The 18843-nt window shown below is 42.5% G+C and carries 21 protein-coding genes and 1 riboswitch; of the genes, 16 read left to right on the top strand and 5 right to left on the bottom strand.

What is annotated here, in order from left to right; all coding sequences use genetic code 11:
• The 4 genes from L1D46_RS01325 to L1D46_RS20880 all read left to right on the top strand — a co-directional run.
• Positions 1–815 (top strand): hypothetical protein (locus L1D46_RS01325; RefSeq protein ID WP_239976598.1); only part of this gene is annotated, 815 nt, incomplete at its 5' end.
• 21 nt (positions 816–836) lie between these two features.
• The gene (locus L1D46_RS01320) at positions 837–1340 is read left to right on the top strand and encodes a sigma-70 family RNA polymerase sigma factor (RefSeq protein WP_239976596.1); all 504 of its coding nucleotides are present in this window, start codon (positions 837–839) and stop codon (positions 1338–1340) included.
• Between the two features lie 5 nt (positions 1341–1345).
• Positions 1346–1915, top strand: a complete 570-nt coding sequence (locus tag L1D46_RS01315; RefSeq protein ID WP_239976594.1) for a hypothetical protein — start codon at positions 1346–1348, stop codon at positions 1913–1915.
• A 71-nt stretch (positions 1916–1986) separates the two neighbouring features.
• Positions 1987–2118 (top strand): hypothetical protein, encoded by a 132-nt coding sequence (locus tag L1D46_RS20880; protein ID WP_268795669.1) that lies wholly within the window; start codon positions 1987–1989, stop codon positions 2116–2118.
• A gap of 43 nt (positions 2119–2161) precedes the next feature.
• On the opposite strand, the gene galE is transcribed toward L1D46_RS20880, so the two are convergent.
• Entirely contained in the window at positions 2162–3175 is a 1014-nt protein-coding gene (gene galE, locus L1D46_RS01310; RefSeq protein ID WP_130049864.1) for a UDP-glucose 4-epimerase GalE, read from the bottom strand.
• A 230-nt stretch (positions 3176–3405) separates the two neighbouring features.
• On the opposite strand from galE, the gene L1D46_RS01305 reads away from it, so the two are divergent.
• Positions 3406–3909 (top strand): DUF3016 domain-containing protein, encoded by a 504-nt coding sequence (locus L1D46_RS01305; protein ID WP_130049863.1) that lies wholly within the window; start codon positions 3406–3408, stop codon positions 3907–3909.
• A 430-nt stretch (positions 3910–4339) separates the two neighbouring features.
• Here the strand turns inward: L1D46_RS01305 and L1D46_RS01300 are convergent, their stop codons facing one another.
• Positions 4340–4630: a hypothetical protein gene (locus L1D46_RS01300; RefSeq protein ID WP_054554123.1), complete on the bottom strand. Its 291-nt coding sequence runs from the start codon at positions 4628–4630 to the stop codon at positions 4340–4342.
• A 72-nt stretch (positions 4631–4702) separates the two neighbouring features.
• On the opposite strand from L1D46_RS01300, the gene L1D46_RS01295 reads away from it, so the two are divergent.
• Positions 4703–4915, top strand: a complete 213-nt coding sequence (locus L1D46_RS01295) for a hypothetical protein (RefSeq protein ID WP_130049862.1) — start codon at positions 4703–4705, stop codon at positions 4913–4915.
• 268 nt (positions 4916–5183) lie between these two features.
• On the opposite strand, the gene epmB is transcribed toward L1D46_RS01295, so the two are convergent.
• Positions 5184–6197 carry an EF-P beta-lysylation protein EpmB gene (gene epmB, locus L1D46_RS01290; RefSeq protein WP_167659010.1) on the bottom strand — a complete coding sequence of 338 codons (1014 nt, stop codon included), beginning with the start codon at positions 6195–6197 and terminating at the stop codon, positions 5184–5186.
• Between the two features lie 41 nt (positions 6198–6238).
• On the opposite strand from epmB, the gene efp reads away from it, so the two are divergent.
• Positions 6239–6805: an elongation factor P gene (gene efp, locus L1D46_RS01285; protein ID WP_054554126.1), complete on the top strand. Its 567-nt coding sequence runs from the start codon at positions 6239–6241 to the stop codon at positions 6803–6805.
• Positions 6806–7029: 224 nt separating this feature from the next.
• Positions 7030–8004, top strand: coding sequence for an elongation factor P--(R)-beta-lysine ligase (gene epmA / locus L1D46_RS01280; RefSeq protein ID WP_167659012.1), 975 nt, complete (start codon positions 7030–7032; stop codon positions 8002–8004).
• 54 nt (positions 8005–8058) lie between these two features.
• Here epmA and L1D46_RS01275 read toward each other — a convergent pair whose 3' ends face one another.
• Positions 8059–10158 (bottom strand): TonB-dependent receptor, encoded by a 2100-nt coding sequence (locus L1D46_RS01275; RefSeq protein WP_178926538.1) that lies wholly within the window; start codon positions 10156–10158, stop codon positions 8059–8061.
• 230 nt (positions 10159–10388) lie between these two features.
• Between L1D46_RS01275 and L1D46_RS01270 the strand changes: the two genes are divergently transcribed.
• The 8 genes from L1D46_RS01270 to L1D46_RS01235 all read left to right on the top strand — a co-directional run bounded on the left by L1D46_RS01270 (position 10389) and on the right by L1D46_RS01235 (position 17938).
• Complete coding sequence (locus L1D46_RS01270) at positions 10389–10778, top strand: acyl-CoA thioesterase (RefSeq protein WP_130049858.1); 390 nt, start codon at positions 10389–10391, stop codon at positions 10776–10778.
• Positions 10779–10902: 124 nt separating this feature from the next.
• A complete protein-coding gene (locus L1D46_RS01265; RefSeq protein WP_239976592.1) occupies positions 10903–11304 on the top strand; it encodes an META domain-containing protein in 402 nt (133 codons plus the stop codon).
• A 64-nt stretch (positions 11305–11368) separates the two neighbouring features.
• Positions 11369–11470: riboswitch (TPP riboswitch) on the top strand.
• A gap of 147 nt (positions 11471–11617) precedes the next feature.
• Positions 11618–13570: a phosphomethylpyrimidine synthase ThiC gene (thiC, locus tag L1D46_RS01260; RefSeq protein WP_130049856.1), complete on the top strand. Its 1953-nt coding sequence runs from the start codon at positions 11618–11620 to the stop codon at positions 13568–13570.
• A 65-nt stretch (positions 13571–13635) separates the two neighbouring features.
• Positions 13636–14640 carry an FAD-dependent oxidoreductase gene (locus L1D46_RS01255; RefSeq protein WP_167659017.1) on the top strand — a complete coding sequence of 335 codons (1005 nt, stop codon included), beginning with the start codon at positions 13636–13638 and terminating at the stop codon, positions 14638–14640.
• An 8-nt stretch (positions 14641–14648) separates the two neighbouring features.
• Entirely contained in the window at positions 14649–14846 is a 198-nt protein-coding gene (gene thiS, locus L1D46_RS01250; protein WP_239976590.1) for a sulfur carrier protein ThiS, read from the top strand.
• Position 14847: 1 nt separating this feature from the next.
• Positions 14848–15630 carry a thiazole synthase gene (locus L1D46_RS01245; RefSeq protein WP_130049853.1) on the top strand — a complete coding sequence of 261 codons (783 nt, stop codon included), beginning with the start codon at positions 14848–14850 and terminating at the stop codon, positions 15628–15630.
• Between the two features lie 15 nt (positions 15631–15645).
• Complete coding sequence (gene thiE, locus L1D46_RS01240) at positions 15646–17169, top strand: thiamine phosphate synthase (protein ID WP_239976588.1); 1524 nt, start codon at positions 15646–15648, stop codon at positions 17167–17169.
• A gap of 1 nt (position 17170) precedes the next feature.
• Complete coding sequence (locus L1D46_RS01235) at positions 17171–17938, top strand: HesA/MoeB/ThiF family protein (RefSeq protein ID WP_130049851.1); 768 nt, start codon at positions 17171–17173, stop codon at positions 17936–17938.
• Between the two features lie 38 nt (positions 17939–17976).
• On the opposite strand, the gene asd is transcribed toward L1D46_RS01235, so the two are convergent.
• Positions 17977–18843 carry an archaetidylserine decarboxylase gene (asd, locus tag L1D46_RS01230; RefSeq protein ID WP_239976587.1) on the bottom strand — a complete coding sequence of 289 codons (867 nt, stop codon included), beginning with the start codon at positions 18841–18843 and terminating at the stop codon, positions 17977–17979.

Genomic DNA, 18843 nt, shown 5'->3' with positions numbered 1-18843 from the left:
TTTTTGAGTTTGTCTCGTCTATAGCTGCAAATGACACGAAGTTGTTCTATTCGGTGGTAGCGATAGGCAGTGTCTTATGTATCTATTTTTACGAAAAGGACAAGCTCATGACGACTACAACATCAACTGTGAATACGCTAAAACTTGATTCAACGAATGCACCATTTAGTGATGCTGCTCTTTGGTTAAAAGAAGGTTGGGGGCTATTTAAAAAGGCGCCGTTTAAACTTTTCTTACTAATGACACTGTTCGCTATTTTGCCTGGGCTAGTGCAACTATTGCCAGCACCTATAGGTTTAACATTATCGAAATGGTTAGCGCCTATGTTAATGGCAACCGTGTGGCCTTTATTGTTTAACCTAAATAGTAATCAAGGCTTTTCATTTCGACACAATACAACATGGGCGAAGTGGGGACGAGTTGCGGTTTGGTCAGTAGTGGGTATTTTACTCGCGCTGGTGCAACTTGCTGTAGGGAGTACTTTGATTGGAAGTGAGCAGTTATCGGCATTATTATCTGGTCAGTTTGTTGATGTTGAGCGTTGGCGCGTAGGAGTTATGTTTGTATCAATTGTTCCTATGAATATGCTGCTTATATTTGTGGTACCTCTGTTACTTTTAAGTAATTCTTCACTTAGTGCAGCTGTAAAAGAAAGCCTTGCAACAGCACTAAGAGTGATTAAACCGCTAAGCGTGCTTTGTTTGATTAATATGCTTGTTACCTTTGCTGCACCGTATAGCCTTTTACCTATGCTACTGATGGGGCCTGTATTAGCGTGTACTTTCTTTTGTGCCTATAATCGTTTGTTCAAATAATAATAAAAACATGGAAGTACAGTGAAAGCTGATGTTCAAATAAACACATTGCTGAATGAATACGCGCCGCTGTTGGCGCGTGTTGCTGCAACCTACGAGATCAATCAAGCGTTGCAAGATGAGCTAATTCAAGAGATGTCATTGGCGCTTTGGCGCGCATTTGAAAGTAATGAATCATCACCAGATATTGCCTTTCGAGGCGATGCTAGCGTAAAAACCTATATCGCCCGAATAGCTCACAATAAAGCAGTTGATCATGTGATTAAAGAGCAAAACCGTAAAGAGGTTGCAAGCTCTGAGAGTGTTGATTACACCCAAGCTTTAAGTGCACACAAATCACCAGACGACAGTTTAGATTTAATGGCTGCCCTGCGTAAATTAACGCTGAAATATAGGCAGGTGCTTGCTCTACAGCTTGAAGGGTTTAATCAAAGTGAGATAGCCGAAACACTGGGTCTGTCTGAAGATGCTGTTGCGAAACGTGCAAGTAGAGCAAGGCAACAACTTGCAAGCCTAATGGAGTGAATGAAGTGGATAAATTCGAAGCAGATGAGCAATTAGCTAATTGGCAGCAGGCATTCGTGCAGGCAACGCCGAAAGTGGATAGCGCTGCATTAATTGCACAAACACAAAAGTCGCGAACTAAATTAAAGCTAAAAGGTTTAATAGACTCTTTATTAGGTGTTGTGGTAACCGTGTTTTGTATTTACGCCATGTTGTTTGAGGCAAAACATACTTATGAAACCTTCATGTTTGCACTATTAGTGCCTATTCCACTAGGTTTTGGCGTTTGGTCTTACCGTTTAAGACGAAAGCTTTGGCGGGCTGAAACGCTAGACGTAAACGCGATGCTCAACTTTAAAGAAAGCCAGCTGAAACACCAAGTTCATTACTGGTATGTGAGCTTTATTGGCTGTGTTGCTCTTTGGTCCGCTCTGCTAATTGTTGCCTTGTTTAACATGGTTATGTTTAAAACATACAGCCTATGGCTTATCCAGCTTGGTATCAATGGCATTATAGTGTTCGCTGTTTATATACGTCATAAAAAACTAAAATCACAGCTTGCTGCAGCGCTAGAGAGTATTCAAGCGATGCGCTGATATTGCTACTTGACGGGCTGTTCCTAAAACTTATATAACTTGTTATTCAAATAATAATAAAGGATATAAAGATGGAAGTTTTATACAGTATTTTGTTTTGGGGATCGCCAGTCGGCTTAGGGTTGTTCTTTTTCTTATCCTGCACTGGGGCTGGGGTACTTTTCTGGGGGATTGCGCAGCTTAAGAAAGCCTCATCAAATTAAAAAGCCGATGTGTGAACATCAGCTTTTTAATTTTAGACTTTAACTATTTGTAACCGTTAGGGTTATTACTTTGCCAGCGCCACGTATCTTGCATCATTTCATCGATGCCTCGTTCAGCTTGCCAGCCAAGCTCTTTTAACGCTTTTTCTGGTGCTGCATAGCAAGCTGCAATGTCGCCTGCTCTACGCGGTGAAATTTGATATGGGACAGCTTGACCGCTGGCTTTTTCAAAAGCGGTAACCATTTGCAGTACTGAGTAACCATTACCTGTGCCAAGGTTAAATACGTGTGCACCTGTATCAGTTGCAATACGGTTAAGTGCTTTTAAGTGACCTAATGCTAAATCGACGACATGGATATAATCACGAACACCTGTACCATCTACAGTATCGTAGTCATCCCCAAATACACCTAGCTTTGCTAGCTTACCCACTGCGACTTGCGAAATATAAGGTAATAAGTTGTTAGGTATACCATTCGGATCTTCACCAATCAGGCCGGATTCATGCGCGCCGACAGGGTTAAAGTAACGTAAGATAACAAAGGCAAAGCGTTCATCTGATTTTGCGATATCTTGTAGCATCATCTCAACCATAAGCTTTGATGTGCCATATGGGTTGGTCGTACCGCCAACCGGGAAGTCTTCACGAATTGGCAAACTTGCAGGGTCACCGTATACAGTTGCTGATGAGCTAAATACCAACTTAAATACGCCAGCGTCACGCATGGCATCAACCAAAGTCAGTGTACCTTGTACGTTGTTTTGGTAATACTCAATAGGCTTTACAACCGATTCACCAACCGCTTTTAAACCAGCAAAGTGAATAACACTATCAATTGCGTGTTCACGGAATATTTTGTCTAGGCAGGCTCTATCTAAAATATCACCTTGATAAAACGTGACGTCTTTGCCAGTGATTTGTTTTACGCGAGCCAATGACTCATTCGATGAATTACTTAAATTATCAAGAACAACAACGTCAGTGCCTTGTTGTAATAATTCTAAAACGGTGTGAGAACCGATGTATCCGGCTCCGCCGGTGACTAAAATGGTCATAAAATATCCATGAACTATACCTGGTTGAATTAGCCTTATTTCAGCACATTTTGCGTTAAATTACATAAATAAATTGTGATTTATAACAATAAAGCAAAAATATGAATCGCTTGTTTTTGATTACATTTTGCACCATATTGGTTACACCTAAGTGTTTAGATATTAAGCTATAGTTAATTGTCAGCAGCTAAAATTTAATCATTAGCTATACCTGTTAAGTGGAGAAACAGATGAATACAGTAAAAAAAATTGCCTTAGCAATGGTCATTGCACTACCTGCTTTTGCTCATGCAGGAGAGGCAAAAGTTAAATGGCATGACTTTAACGATTACCGTGATGTAGAACCTGGCAACAATTCACCAAAAGGTTCATTTCATAAAAATGTGGCGAAAAATTTTGAAAAACACTTCAACAAGCTTGCCGAAAAGTTACCTGAAGGCTACACCTTTAACGTTGAAGTGACAGAGCTTGACCTAGCCGGTGATGTGCGTTTTGGTACCATGAATGAGTTACGTATCATCAAGCCAATTTACTTCCCACGTATCGACCTAAATTATTCGATTACCGATAAAAACGGTAAAGTGATAAGCGAAGCAAATGATATCAAGCTTAAAGATATGGGATTTATGGATCGCATGAAAATGGGGCGCGATGAAGCCTACTATTACGATAAGCGTTTAATCACTGATTGGTTTGAAGATGAGTTATTGCCGTCGTTAAATCTGGGTGAATGAAAGCTTTCAGCTTTCAGCTTTCAGCTGTCAGTTTAAAGTTGAACTGTGTTGTTTGTGGGTCTTGTAAAAGACCTATATCGTGGGAGGCGTTTTAACGCCGAAAAACAATTAACGGCTAAAGCTGCTCCCACATGTTGGCGTGAAATTTATTTCGCACGAAAATATTTGCACAAAGATAAGTGAATGAGGAAGTGATGATAATACTTTTTTGTTTCCCTCTAAAGCGCAGCGCCTCTTAGCCTATTTGTGAATTAAAGATCTTTTTCCAACCACAGAGGACACAGAGAGCACAGAGGAAAAGAAGAGAGATTCAAATAGTGTTTATGTTCAGCGAAGCGTCTCTTATCTCTCTTTGTGAGATTAAATGTCTTTGGTGTAGGCGTGAAATTTATTTCGCGCGTAAGCCTCTATAAAAATAGAGGCTTCTACGTTACTTAAACGTCGCTAACAGTTGTAGTAACTGTTGCAGTTTAATAACGGTTTTTTTCAGTTTTTCTTCGTCCATACCGTCGTTGCTTAAGCTTTCTACATCAGCAGCAACATCGAGAACGTAAGGTTTAAAGCGTTTTGCTTCAAAATCAAAGCCAGCATCTTTTGCAAATAAGGCTTTGAATTTACCATGGCCTTGCTGCTGTAAGTCATCTAATTTTTTATCAGCATCAAGTGCCTGACGATAAACGATTTTTAGGTTAGCATTGAGTTGTTCAATAATTGAATCCATTTTTTTCCTAAAGCTTTAGACTGCAATGCCGATATAGTACGTGGATTGTCATAAAAAGTCAGGTAATGAACTATGAATATATCAGGATCAAGCTTACCAGCGATGAGTGGCGGTGGCGAAAGTGCAGAAGTTTACAGCGCATCGCTTGCTAAAAAACAGCAAAAGGCTGATGGTGCTGCGGCACTTGCACTTATCGAAGGCGCAGCAACATCGAGTGCTGCAGCGCAAACACCTGCTAAGTCGGTAACTGCGACACTAGGTAACAACGTAAACGTATACGTTTAGTTGTTAAATTAGATAGGGCGTGTTGACCCTTTATGATTGATTTTGCAGCAGTGTGTTTGGTATTTAGGCAAGGCAGAGCCTATGTAGTGTGGTTGTTCCACATAAATAGGCGATAACGCAGCATTAATGCCAAACACGCGCTGCCCTTCGGGTTCTTCCTAGGGGCGATTAACTCTTTGTTACTCGATTTTTACTTAGCCCACTAGGTTACAAATCTCGCGCCGCGATTAAATCGCCCCTAGAGTGAACAAATTTCAATCAATAAAGGTCAACACGCCCTTAGATCGATAGGCGTTTTACTTTGCTCGCCACCGATCTCGCGCACCAGCTTAGGAACCAAGAATCCCGGCAATGCTGCCAGCATAGCCGTCACGATTTCCCGTGCCTGACTCTCAGCTATATCAAAATGGCTGGCACCCTCAACTTTATCTAGTAGATGTAAGTAGTAAGGAAGTATATCTGCCTCAAATAGTGCTTCACTTAGTGCAACTTGTGAATCAACAGAATCATTCACATCTTTCAGTAATACCGCTTGATTTAATAACGTAACCCCCGCGACTTTTAATTTTTGCATAGCCGCTTTAAATTCATCATCAATTTCGTTGGCGTGATTGATATGGTTTATAAACACCACTTTTAAAGGCGATGCAGCAAAGCGCGAACATAGCTCATCGGTAATTCTTGCTGGGATCACCACAGGCAAGCGGCTATGAATACGCATGCGTTTAATTTGCGGTAGCTGTTCGAGCTCATCCATAAACCAACTAACAGCATCGTCCTTGGCCATCAATGGATCACCACCACTCAAAATGACTTCGTTGATGTTGGCGTCGGCTTTTATATATGCCAGTGCCTCAATTAAACTGCGTTTGTTTAATTGGTTTTCTTGATAAGGAAAATGACGTCTAAAACAATAGCGGCAATTTACAGCACAACCGGTTTTAAACATCACTAAAACGCGAGAGCGATACTTGTGTAATAAGCCCGGTTGATTATTATCTTGTTCTTTTAGAGGGTCTTTATCGTAACCTGTTTTTGCTAAAAACTCTTGGTGTTTTGGCATCACTTGCAGCAAAAGAGGGTCGTTTATGTCGCCATAACGCATTTTTTTGATAAAAGGCAGTGGCACACGGACAGGAAAAAGACTGCGTGCTTTGAGGTCTTTTTCGTCTACTTTGCTTGATAATCCTAGCATTTCTAGCAAGCGTTCAGGACAAGTGACAACATTTGCCAATTCTTTTTGCCAGTTTTTATGCAAATTTACTTCATTTCTTTGTATCATTGACACGTAGATTACTCGAAATTATTTAGACAGAGGAAACGATGGCGAATTATAGCACCAATGAGTTCAAGGGCGGCCTAAAAATTATGTTAGACGGCGAACCTTGCAGCATCTTAGAAAATGAAATGGTAAAACCAGGTAAAGGCCAGGCGTTTAACCGTGTTCGTATTCGTAAACTTATCACAGGTAAAGTACTAGAAAAAACATTCAAGTCAGGTGAATCAGTTGAAGGTGCAGACGTAATGGATACAGATTTAGCGTATCTATACACTGACGGTGAGTTCTGGCACTTCATGAACAACGAAACATTTGAGCAAATCGCTGCTGACGAAAAAGCGCTTGGCGACAATGCAAAATGGTTAGTTGAAAATGACGTTTGTACAATCACGCTTTGGAACGGTAGCCCAATCGCTGTGACTCCACCAAACTTCGTTGAATTAGAAATCACTGAAACAGATCCAGGTCTAAAAGGTGATACAGCGGGTACTGGCGGTAAACCGGCAACATTAAGCACAGGTGCTGTTGTTCGCGTTCCTCTATTCGTACAAATCGGCGAAGTGATCAAAGTTGATACACGTAGCGGTGAATACGTGAGCCGTGTTAAGTAACAGGCTTTGTTAATACCAATTCGCAATAATACTTAATCATTTTGAGGGATTAAACCTGTCGCTAGCTACGTTAAAAATTTCTGATTTAGAACAACTAAATAACGAAATTTTTGCCTTGCTATCAACAAGGTTTTATTGCCTCAAAATAGACCACTTAATTAAGCGAGTTGGTATGAATTATTATAAAATCCCAGCTTCTGCTGGGATTTTTTTTGGGAAACACTATGTCTAATGTCCTTTGGCAACCAAGCGCCGATATTGAAACTTTACGCCACCGTGCCGCTATCATCCGCCGTATTCGCGAGTTCTTTTATGCACGTGATGTTATGGAGGTTGAAACGCCAAGCTTAAGTGCGGCCAGTGTAACCGATGTGCATTTAGCGACATTTAGTACCGAGTTTGTAGGTCCTGGTCATGCTGGTGGCTTACCACTTTATTTGCAAACGTCACCTGAGTTTGCCATGAAGCGTTTACTTGCTGCAGGCTCTGGGGCTATTTTCCAGCTATGCAAAGCCTTTCGTAATGAAGAGGCGGGTAGTCATCATAATCCTGAATTTACAATGCTTGAGTGGTATCGTCCGGGTTTTGATGAATTTGCCCTTATGGATGAAATGGATGAGCTTATGCAATTAGTGCTTGGCGTAGAAAGCGCAGAGCGACTAACTTATCAACAAGCTTTTATGAACGCCTTAGGTGTTGACCCTTTAACCGCTAATATCAGCACTTTGCAGCAACTAGCAACGGAGCAGGGCTTTGCCGATATTGCTGCGCATGAAACGCACCGAGATACCTTGTTGCAGCTATTATTTTGTATGAAGGTAGAGCCAACGATTGGCCAAGAAAAGCCTTGTTTTGTTTATCATTTTCCAGCTTCGCAAGCGGCTCTTGCCCAAATTTGCCAACATGATGAGCGAGTCGCAGGGCGCTTTGAGTTATATTTCAAGAATATGGAGCTGGCAAACGGCTTTAATGAACTAACAGATGGCAAAGAGCAAGCAGCTCGCTTTAGTGAAGACAATCAATACCGTGAAGCGAATGGTTTAAAGCAAGTGCCAATGGATGAGCGCTTAATCGCTGCGCTAGAGCATGGCTTACCACAATGTGCGGGTGTAGCGCTGGGTATTGATCGACTCATTATGCTGGCAACGAATAAGCAAAAGATTAAAGACGTACTCGCCTTTGATGTTGAAAGGGCTTAATTTATTAGGTTCTAGGAATTTGGGTGCTAAGTAAAAAACTTAGCACCGAATTGCTTATAGCTCGTAAATAAATGTCACACCGGCAACCATTGGTTCGCCAAGCTGCGTGTAAGTGTGAGTGGTGTATCCATCTAATGGGTCGTTACCAAACTCAAAACCACGGGTTGGTACGTCTTCGTCAAATAAGTTACGTGCCCATGCATTAATGCTCCAATTATCACCTTCATAACCAAATGAAGCATTCACTAAATTCGTGCTTGGTGCTTTTGAGTTATGGCTATCAGAGAAGTAATAATCGTCTTTACCCTCTAAACCAATCGATGCATAAAGTGCAGGCGTAAAGTTATAACGCGCAGTGAATGCATATTGGTACTTAGGTGCTTGTGCTTGGTCGCGACCATCTTGATCAAGACCTGATTGAGCCACAAAGTCATTGATTTCTGTATGTAGATAACCTGCACTACCTGTTAGTAGTAAATTGTCAGTTGCTTGGAAGCTACCTTCAATTTCTAAACCGTAGTTTTCGCCAGAGCTGGCGTTATCGATATAGCCTGTGAACTTTTGACCTTCAACTTGCCACGATTTTAGCTGCATATCTTCTCGATACATATAAAAGGCGGCTAGACGTAACACAAATTTATCGTCTAGAGAGCTGCCTTTAACACCAAACTCACCGCTCCATAAGTACTCAGGGGCAAATGATGTGTGATTAGCAAAAAAGTCAGCATCGAGGTTTAAGCCTTCGTCTTTTGCTTTTGCTAAAGCTTCAGAGTTAATACCGCCAGCTTTATAGCCACGGGTGATGCTGGTGTAGATCATGGTGCGATCAATGACTTGATATTCAAGCGCAAGCTTACCACCGACCATGACATCATCAGTTTCTTCAATAAAACCGTTATTGTCGGTGTAGTCGCCTTGGTACTGTTCAACGCGCAGACCTGTAATTAAGGTTGTTTTTGGGCCAATAGGTGTAGCTAACTGCCCGTATGCAGCAATATTGCTGGTTTCATAATTTGATGCAAAAGGTTGTGCCAGCCAAGTGTATTGGCGCTCTAAATCGACTTCGCGGCCTTGGTAATAAATACCTGCCACCCAATCGCCCGCTTTGCCATTAAATTGTAGCTCGGCTGCTTGATCTTTTCGGTCGCGTAAATAGGTATCTGTTGAGCTATAACCCCACTCATGTAGGCCTGCAGCACATAGTTCAGGCTGAGCTTCATCGTTACATACCCAATCTTCGTCGAAGCTGTATAGCAGCTCGCTGTCGATCCCTGAAACATTTAGGCTTACATCAAACCAATCGAAGCCGGTGTAAATGTTTGCAAGGCCAACGGCGATACTTTCTTGATTATCCTCACCAGGCTCATCAGCAACGCTATTACGGCTATTATCGAGCGTGAAAGCATCATAACCGTTATTAATATCAATATAATGAACGTTAAGTTCTGTGCGTAAGTGGCTAGTTAATTGGCTGTGCAATTTAAAGCGAGAAACGAGCTCGTCTTGTTGTTGGGTATCTTCACCTAAATAACGGTTTTCTACATAACCATCAGACTCGCGTTGATAAACACTGGCACGTACTGCAGTATCATCAGTAATACCAGTACCTGCTGCAATACCTGCTTCGTAGCTATTGTAGTTGCCCGCACCCAGTTGCACTTTAACGCTTGGATCAAAGGTTGGCGCAGCTGATTCCATTTGAATCATGCCAGCTAAAGCATCAGCACCAAAGCGAGTTCCTTGTGGACCGCGATAGATTTCAACTTGGTCGATATCAAATAATAGCGAACTGCCACCTAAACCAGAGTAGTTAATGCCGTCAATAACTAAGCCAACCGACGGGTTAATAGGATCAACAAATTGCGAGCGTAATCCAACACCACGAATTTGCACGAAACGACCACGAGATGCGCCTGAGGTAAAGTTTACGTTGGCAGCGCTAGCTAGCATCTCATCTAAAAACTTTGCACCACGTTGATTGATTTCATGGTCTGAAAACAAGCTTGCACTGGCACTTAAAGTTTGAATGCTCTCTTTTTGGAAATCACCGGTAACTACAATTGTTTCCAGCTCACCGTCTTCAGCGTAAGCAATCGAAGATGCTGCGAATAAAGGCAGGATGGCAGCAGATAATAATGATAAACGTCGTTTCATGCGGGTTCTTAACTCCATTTTAGGGACTGCTATTCTAGCAACCTAGCTAGCCAAATGGCTATAAATACCAATTCGCAATAATACTTAAGCATTTTTGACGGGTTATACCTAGCATTACCTGCGAGGCTTGCTTGCCCAAAAATAGAACGCTCAATTAAGCGAAATGGTATAAATCAATTTTTATGGTATAAACGCAGGCAATTATACGTAAATTGATTAGGAATACGACTATGACCTTTAGAGTAGACTTTAAAGTGCGTGATTATGAGTGTGATTTACAAGGAATTGTAAATAACAGTGTTTATTTTAATTACTTAGAGCATGCTCGTCATGAGTTTTTACATGCCCAAGGTGTCGACTTTGCAAAGCTAGCAAGAGAAAAAGTAAACCTTGTGGTGCTTCGCAGCGAAATGGATTACAAGGCATCACTTGTGCCTGGTGATGAATTTTATGTTGCTGTTGAGCCTGAGCGAATTAGCCGCTTAAAGTTTGCGTTTAGACAAACGGTATACCGTAAACATGACGATAAAGTAATGCTTCAAGCTTTGGTCATTGGCACATCAGTTAACGAAAAAGGTCGTCCTTTTTTACCAGAAGAAGTCGATAACTTATTCAAATAGTCTGCGTTGTTCTTCGAAAAGCTAACTTAGAACAATTTTTTACAGATAAAACATGTTTTTTTAACGATCAATTGCGTTAAATGTTGTTATTATTACTACATTGAAATTTGAGTCGTAAAAAAATATGAAGTTAGTAGCCTTGCCTCTTCTTTTCGTACTATTTTGCATGGGTTGCTCATCGACCGGTACTGTATCGAGTGAGCAATTAAAATATACACAGTGGCAATTATCAAAAGTGAATGGTTTAGCAATTCCTGTATCCCAAACTGCCTCTATACGGTTTATTGAAGCGATGCAGGTTAATGGCTTCGCTGGTTGTAATAAATTTTTTGGTGAGGGTGCGCTAAACGAAGATATGCTAACAGTCAATAAGTTAGGTATGACACGTAAATCGTGTGGCGAGCAAATTGATGATCTTGAGCAGCAATTACTTTCAACGTTGAAGGAAGGTGCAGCCATTAATTTAAATGGTGAGCAACTAACCTTGCAAGGCGAGCATCACTTTACCTTCATTGCAAAAAACTAAAGTTGCTGAGCTTGCAGCAATTTTTTAACTGACGTACACTCAGGGCGTTTTATAAGAAACGAATTTATACTTGTCGGAGTGCCTTTAACAAGGCTGAGATCGCGAAAGCGGGATCCGTGAACCTGATCAGGCTAACACCTGCGTAGGGAACAAGCTGCCTCAATGGGCGCTTGTGCGCCAAATTTCTGGGGCATAAGCGGCGCAGGCTGCACTAGTAAGCATTAGCTTATTAACAACGATCCAATGGCGTTAGCCACTCTCTATTGCTTTTGCAATATCTGACAAGACAACCCTTAAAGTAATGAGGTAAGTCATGTCAAATACAACAACTAAACCATCTCGCCGCGAAGTGCGTGCGGCAGCATCTGATTATATTTATAACTTAACTGGGCAACCCTTTCCTAATTCTCATAAAGTGTATGTGGAAGGCACACAAGATAATGTGCGAGTAGGGATGCGCGAAATCACCCTTAGCGATACCTTTATCGGTGGCACTGAAGAGAACCCAGTGTTTGAACCTAATGCCCCAATTCGCGTTTACGATACATCAGGCCCTTACACTGACCCTGATTTTAAGCTTGATGTGCGCAAGGGACTTGAGAAATATCGAGAAAAGTGGATTGAGAGTCGCGGCGACACTGAAGTCTTAGACTCAGTCACTTCGCAATTTTCTCAGCAACGTATGGCGGATGAAGGCTTAGATCATATTCGCTTTGAGCACTTGCCAAAAATCCGCCGTGCTAAAGCGGGTAAAAATGTGACGCAAATGCATTATGCGCGACAAGGCATTGTGACTCCAGAAATGGAGTATGTGGCAATTCGCGAAAACATGGGACGCGCTAAAATTCGTGAAGAGTTACTTGCAGCGCAGCATAAAGGCGAATCGTTTGGGGCCAGCATTCCTGATTTCATTACCCCTGAATTTGTGCGTGATGAAATTGCACGTGGTCGTGCGGTGTTACCGAATAATATCAACCACCCGGAAACCGAGCCAATGATCATTGGCCGAAACTTTTTAGTTAAAGTGAACGCGAATATTGGTAACTCATCAGTCACCTCATCAATCGAAGAAGAAGTTGAGAAGATGGTGTGGTCAACGCGTTGGGGCGCCGATACGGTAATGGATTTATCAACAGGCCGCTATATTCATGAAACCCGTGAATGGGTGGTACGTAATTCACCAGTACCAATTGGTACTGTACCTATTTATCAAGCGCTTGAAAAAGTAAACGGTGTTGCCGAAGACCTTACGTGGGAGATTTTCCGCGATACCTTGATTGAACAAGCTGAACAAGGTGTTGATTACTTTACCATTCACGCTGGAGTATTACTTCGTTATGTACCTATGACGGCAAAACGTGTTACCGGTATTGTGTCGCGCGGCGGTTCAATCATGGCCAAATGGTGTTTAGCACACCATAAAGAAAACTTTTTATACACTCACTTTGAAGAGATCTGTGAAATTTTAAAACAGTACGATGTGTGTTTTTCACTGGGTGATGGCTTGCGTCCAGGTTCTATTGCAGATGCCAATGATGAAGCCCAGTTCAGTGAGTTACGTACTTTAGGTGAGCTGACAAAACTTGCTTGGAAACATGACGTACAAGTATTCATTGAAGGCCCAGGCCATGTGCCGATGCATATGATCAAAGAGAACATGGAAGAGCAGCTAAAACACTGTGAAGAAGCACCGTTTTACACCCTCGGCCCACTGACAACGGATATTGCACCGGGGTACGATCATTTCACATCGGGTATTGGGGCCGCGCAAATTGCCTGGTATGGCTGTGCCATGCTTTGTTATGTAACACCTAAAGAGCATTTAGGTTTACCAAATAAAGAAGACGTTAAAGAAGGCCTTATTACTTATAAAATTGCCGCCCATGCCGCTGATTTAGCAAAAGGCCACCCTGGGGCGCAAGAACGCGATAACGCATTATCAAAAGCACGCTTTGAGTTCCGTTGGCACGACCAATTTAATCTAGGTTTAGACCCTGAACGCGCTCGTGAGTATCACGACGAAACACTGCCACAAGAATCAGGAAAAATTGCACATTTTTGCTCTATGTGTGGCCCTAAATTTTGCTCGATGAAGATTACTCAAGAAGTACGTGATTATGCAAAAGATCTTGAGGCTAGAGGCATTGATCCCAATAACGTGGGCGATGCTATCGAAATCAAAATGGTCGATGTTGAAGCCGAAATGAAAGCAAAGTCAGACGAGTTCAAAAAAACAGGCTCTGAGATTTACCACAAAGCAGTTTAATTGATGGAGCTAGGCATAGCGATAGGTTCTGGGTTTTTACCTAGAGCCTAGCACCTAGAAAGTTTATGTCTTTAAAGATAGCGATACTTGGTTTTGGCTTAACGGGTCGTTTGACTGCACTAGCACTTGCCAAAGAGCATCAGCTAAGTGTGTTTGAGCAGGATGATCAACATGCTAGCAATAGTGCTGGCAGTGTTGCCGCAGCGATGTTGGCACCACTCGCTGAATCAGTACTGTGCGAACAGGATCTAGCATTACAAGGGCTTAATAGTATTTCACGTTGGCAGCAAATCTTAAGCGAACTTGATGAACCTGTATATTTTCAACAAGCAGGCAGCTTAGTGGTTGCTCACCAGCAAGATAAGGGCGATTTACAAAGTTTTGTGAGCCGTTTAAAGCCCCTTGGTAGTAATCAAGCGAAATCTTTGTCGAGTATTCAAATAGCCGAACTTGAGCCTGAGCTTGCGGGGCGTTTCCATCAGGGGGTGTATTTACCCTGTGAAGGGCAGCTAGATAATCAGGCATTTTATAGCGCCAGTTTCAAAAAGCTTACATCGCAAGGAGTTCAATTTAAATTTGCTTGCAAAGTTGAGCTGAATGGTCATCAAGTGAATGGTCAAAGCTTTAATTATGTATTTGATTGCCGAGGCTTAGGTGCTAAACAGAATGAGCCTTTACTTCGCGGAGTACGAGGTGAGGTGGCGCGTTTATATGCACCAGAGGTGAATCTTACTCGACCTATACGACTGATGCATCCGCGCTACCCAATTTACATTGCACCAAAACCAAACCACCAATTTGTGATTGGTGCTACGGAGATTGAATCGCAAGACACAGGCAAAGTCACAGTGCGCTCTGCACTAGAGTTATTGTCTGCTGCTTATACGGTGCATAGCGGTTTTGCTGAAGGGCGTATCGAGAGCTTGCAATCGGGGCTTCGTCCTGCGTTTGCAGACAACCGCCCTAAAGTCAGTATACAAGATCGAGTTATCAGTATTAATGGCTTATACCGGCACGGTTATTTACTTGCGCCTCTGGTGGTTGATGAAGCTGTTAGCTTAATTGCTTAAGGATAAAAATGAATATTTTAATTAATGGTCAGTCAGTTACAGTGAGCGACGATACATCTCTCACTCAGGCCTTGAATCAATTTGGCGCTAGACCCCCATTTGCGGTTGCTGTTAATGGTGACTTTGTACCTCGCAGTCAGTGCGATGCTAAAATCCTCAACGATGGCGACAGCATTGAGTTATTGTCGCCGATTCAAGGAGGTTAAGATGGATAGTTTTTCGGTTTATGGTGAGCAATTTAGCAGTCGTTTACTGATTGGCTCTGCACTCTATCCTTCGCCAAGTGTTATGCAGGATTCGATAGTGGCCTCACAGGCTGACATTGTCACCGTTTCATTGCGTCGTCAGCAAAGCGTTGCAGCGGGTGATGATTTCTGGCAATTGATAAAAAACACTGGCTTAAAGGTGCTGCCAAATACTGCGGGTTGCCACAGTGTGAAAGAAGCGGTGACGTTGGCGCAAATGTGCCGCGAAGTGTTTGCTACTGATTGGATCAAATTAGAACTAATAGGTGATGAATATAATTTACAGCCTGATCCAATTGCACTGCTCGAAGCCACTAAAATTTTATTGGCTGATGGCTTTAAAGTTTTACCTTATTGCACCGATGATTTAGTGCTGTGTCAGCGCCTAGCTGATTTAGGTTGTGAAGTATTAATGCCTTGGGGCGCACCGATTGGAACAGGTAAGGGTTTGCTGAATCCTTACAACTTAAAAATGATCCGTGAACGTTTACCTAACCATACTTTAATAGTTGATGCGGGTTTAGGTTTACCATCTCATGCCTGCCAAGCGCTTGAATTAGGGTATGATGCCGTATTATTAAATTCGGCAATTGCAGGTGCTGGTTGCCCTGTAACTATGAGTAAAGCGTTTAGGAATGCTGTTGAGGCGGGGCGATGTAGCTATTTGGCTAAAGCGATGCCTGAAAAAGACGTAGCAAGCCCGTCAACGCCAACTCTCGGTATGCCGTTTTGGCATCAAGAATAAAATGTGAGGACTAACATGAATCAGGTTGTATGGACCATAGCAGGCTCAGATTCGGGCGGCGGCGCAGGCATTCAGGCCGATATCAAGGCAATGCAAAGTTTTAATGTACATGGCTGTACGGTTATTACTGCTTTAACGGCACAAAACAGTTTAGGTGTAGAAGCACTAAACCCGATTTCAACAGCGGTTATTGAATCACAATTACTCGCGTTAGCCAGTGATATGCCTGCCAGCGTTATTAAGATTGGCATGCTTGCAAATGTGCAGCAGATACAGCTTATTAGTGAACATTTAAAACATTACAAAGCAACTTGGGCAGTGCCGCCTTTGGTTGTTTATGACCCGGTTGCTATTGCTTCAAGTGGTGATTTATTAACAGAAGAAGATACTGTTAGTGCCATCAAAGAGTGTTTATTGCCATTAGTCGATGTAGTAACACCGAACACGCACGAAACGCAGTTATTAACCGGTGTTTATTTGATTGGCCCAAGCGCAGTGAAAGAAGCCGCTGAAAAGTTAACAAGCTATGGTGCAAAAGCGGTGATCATTAAAGGTGGTCATTGGGATTACCCAAGTGGCTATTGCATTGATTACTGCGTGCAAGGCGAACAAGCATATTGGCTTGGCAACGAAAAAATTCAAACTCCGCATAGTCATGGCACTGGATGTAGTATGGCGTCGGTAGTTGCTGCTTGCTTAGCAAAACAGTACCCACTTAAAGATGCCTTCATTTTAGCAAAAGCCTATATAAACCAAGGTTTAAAAGCGGCTGTTCGCTATGGTGAAGGTATTGGTCCTGTTGCACATACTCGCTTTCCAACAACGCTGGCGGATTACCCACAAGTAATCGAAGCGGGGAGTTGGTTAGGTGATGAGCTCGACTTTGATTGCCCGGTTAATTTTACCATGGCAGCAGGCTTTGCAGAATGTGACTCGAAACAGCTTGGTTTATATGCCGTTGTAGATACCGTTGATTGGTTGGAGAAGTGTTTAGCCGAAGGGATTAAAACTGTTCAATTAAGAATGAAAAATGCAGACGATGCTGCACTCGAAGATGCGATTGCAAGTGCAGTTATGTTAGGGCAGAAATACGGTGCGCAGGTGTATATCAATGATTATTGGCAATTGGCGATTAAACATGGTGCTTATGGTGTGCATTTAGGGCAAGAAGATTTACAAACCGCTAATTTAATTGCCATAAAAGAGGCTGGGTTACGTTTAGGTGTTTCGACCCATGGTTTTTATGAGATGCTACGCGCGCATAATTACAGACCAAGTTATATGGCGTTTGGCGCTATTTACCCAACCACCACCAAAGACATGACAGGGCAAATTCAAGGCTTAGAAAAGCTCGAAAAATTTGTACCTTTAATGGCTGATTACCCAACAGTCGCAATTGGTGGGATTGATTTATCACGTGCAGAGCAAGTGGCGAGCACGGGCGTTGGTAGTGTTGCCGTAGTACGTGCGATTACTGAAGCCGAAGACTACCAAGCAGCCATTGCCAAGTTAAAACACGTGGTCGAAGGTCAGCCTTAATATGAGCGCGTTAAGCGACAAAGAGCAAATTCGTTATAGTCGCCATTTACTAATAAAAGAGGTGGGGCTTGCGGGTCAGAAAAAGTTAAAGTCTACACATATTGTGGTCGTCGGCGCTGGTGGGCTAGGCTCACCGGCATTGTTTTATTTAGCGGCTGCAGGTATCGGAACGCTCACTTTGATAGACGATGATAAGGTTGAGCTTTCAAACCTACAGCGACAAATACTGTATAAAGTAAACCACATGGGGCAGGCAAAAGCGCAGGCGGCTGCTAAGGTGATAAGCAGTTTAAATAATCAAATAAAGGTTAATCCATTATGCCAAAAACTTGATGAAACTAACTGTTCCGAGCTTCTTAAGGGTGCTGACATCATCCTAGATTGCAGTGATAACTTTACTACCCGCTATTTGGTTAATCGCTATTGTTTAGCTAGGTCTATTCCACTTGTTTCAGCTGCAGCTATCGCAACACAAGGGCAGGTGATGAGCTTTGATTTTCGTGATGAAAATAGCCCTTGCTATGGTTGTGTATTCCCGCAAACGGATGAGCAAACTGCACTTAATTGTGATAATGCTGGGGTATTGAGCCCGTTACTCGGGGTTATGGGGAGCATGCAAAGTTTATTGGCTATCAATATATTGCTTGGCCATAAAGCGGGCAGTGAGTTTATTCAATTCGATGGGCTAACACTACAACAGCAGCGCTTCAGTATACAAAAAGATAGCGAATGCTCAGAATGTAATAACAGTGTGTGGACACGTTGTTAGCAAACCACCTTTTAGCTAAGGTGGTTTGCTTGGGTATATTAGTCGTTAATTTTCGCAAATGGTGTGCCCATGCGCGTCACTGTTTCAGGGTGTTGATCTGATAAGAACTCAGCTTGATTTGCACCCCAAGCTAATATAACAGTAGAGCCTAATTTAAAGCGGCCCATTTCTTCACCCTTCTTAAGGGTAATTGCATTGTCACCTTCAGTTGGGTAATTCCAACTAAATACATCTTTACCCGCTGGTGGCGTTACTGTGCCTGCCCAGATAGTCTCAATGCTAGCAACAATTGTCGCACCAACAAGTACCATAGCTAGCGGGCCAATTTCGGTCTCGAATATAGCCACGACACGCTCGTTACGAGCAAATAGGTTAGGAACATTTTGTGCTGTTAACGGGTTAACCGAAAATAAATCACCCGGTACGTAGATCATTTTGCTCAGCGTACCATCAACAGGCATGTGAATACGGTGGTAATCTTTAGGTGCTAAGTAAATAGTCGCAAACTTACCGCCTAAAAACGGCGCAGTGTCTTCTTCATTGCCGCCAAGTAACGCTTGTAAGCTGTAGTCATGACCTTTGGCTTGAATGATTTGACCGTCTACTACATCGCCTAATTGGCTTATTGCACCATCAACTGGGTGAGCAATAATGTCGCTTTCCTCAGCAAGTGGACGAATACCTTCTTTTAATGGGCGAGTGAAAAACTCATTAAAAGTTTTGTAATGAGCTGGATCTGGGTATTTAGCCTCACTCATATCAATTTTGTATTGTTTGATAAACAATTTAATCAAGGCCGTTGTTAAGCCACCCGCTTTTGCTGCTGCTAACTTGCCAACCATGCGCGAAATGAAATGTTTTGGCATGGCATATTGCATAGCAATTTTGAATTTATCTAAACTCAC

This window comes from Pseudoalteromonas sp. Isolate3 (assembly GCF_022398505.1).
Lineage (GTDB): Bacteria > Pseudomonadota > Gammaproteobacteria > Enterobacterales > Alteromonadaceae > Pseudoalteromonas > Pseudoalteromonas apostichopi.
The sequence above is the reverse complement of the archived record's forward strand: the minus strand, read 5'-3'. Positions and strand labels throughout refer to the sequence as shown.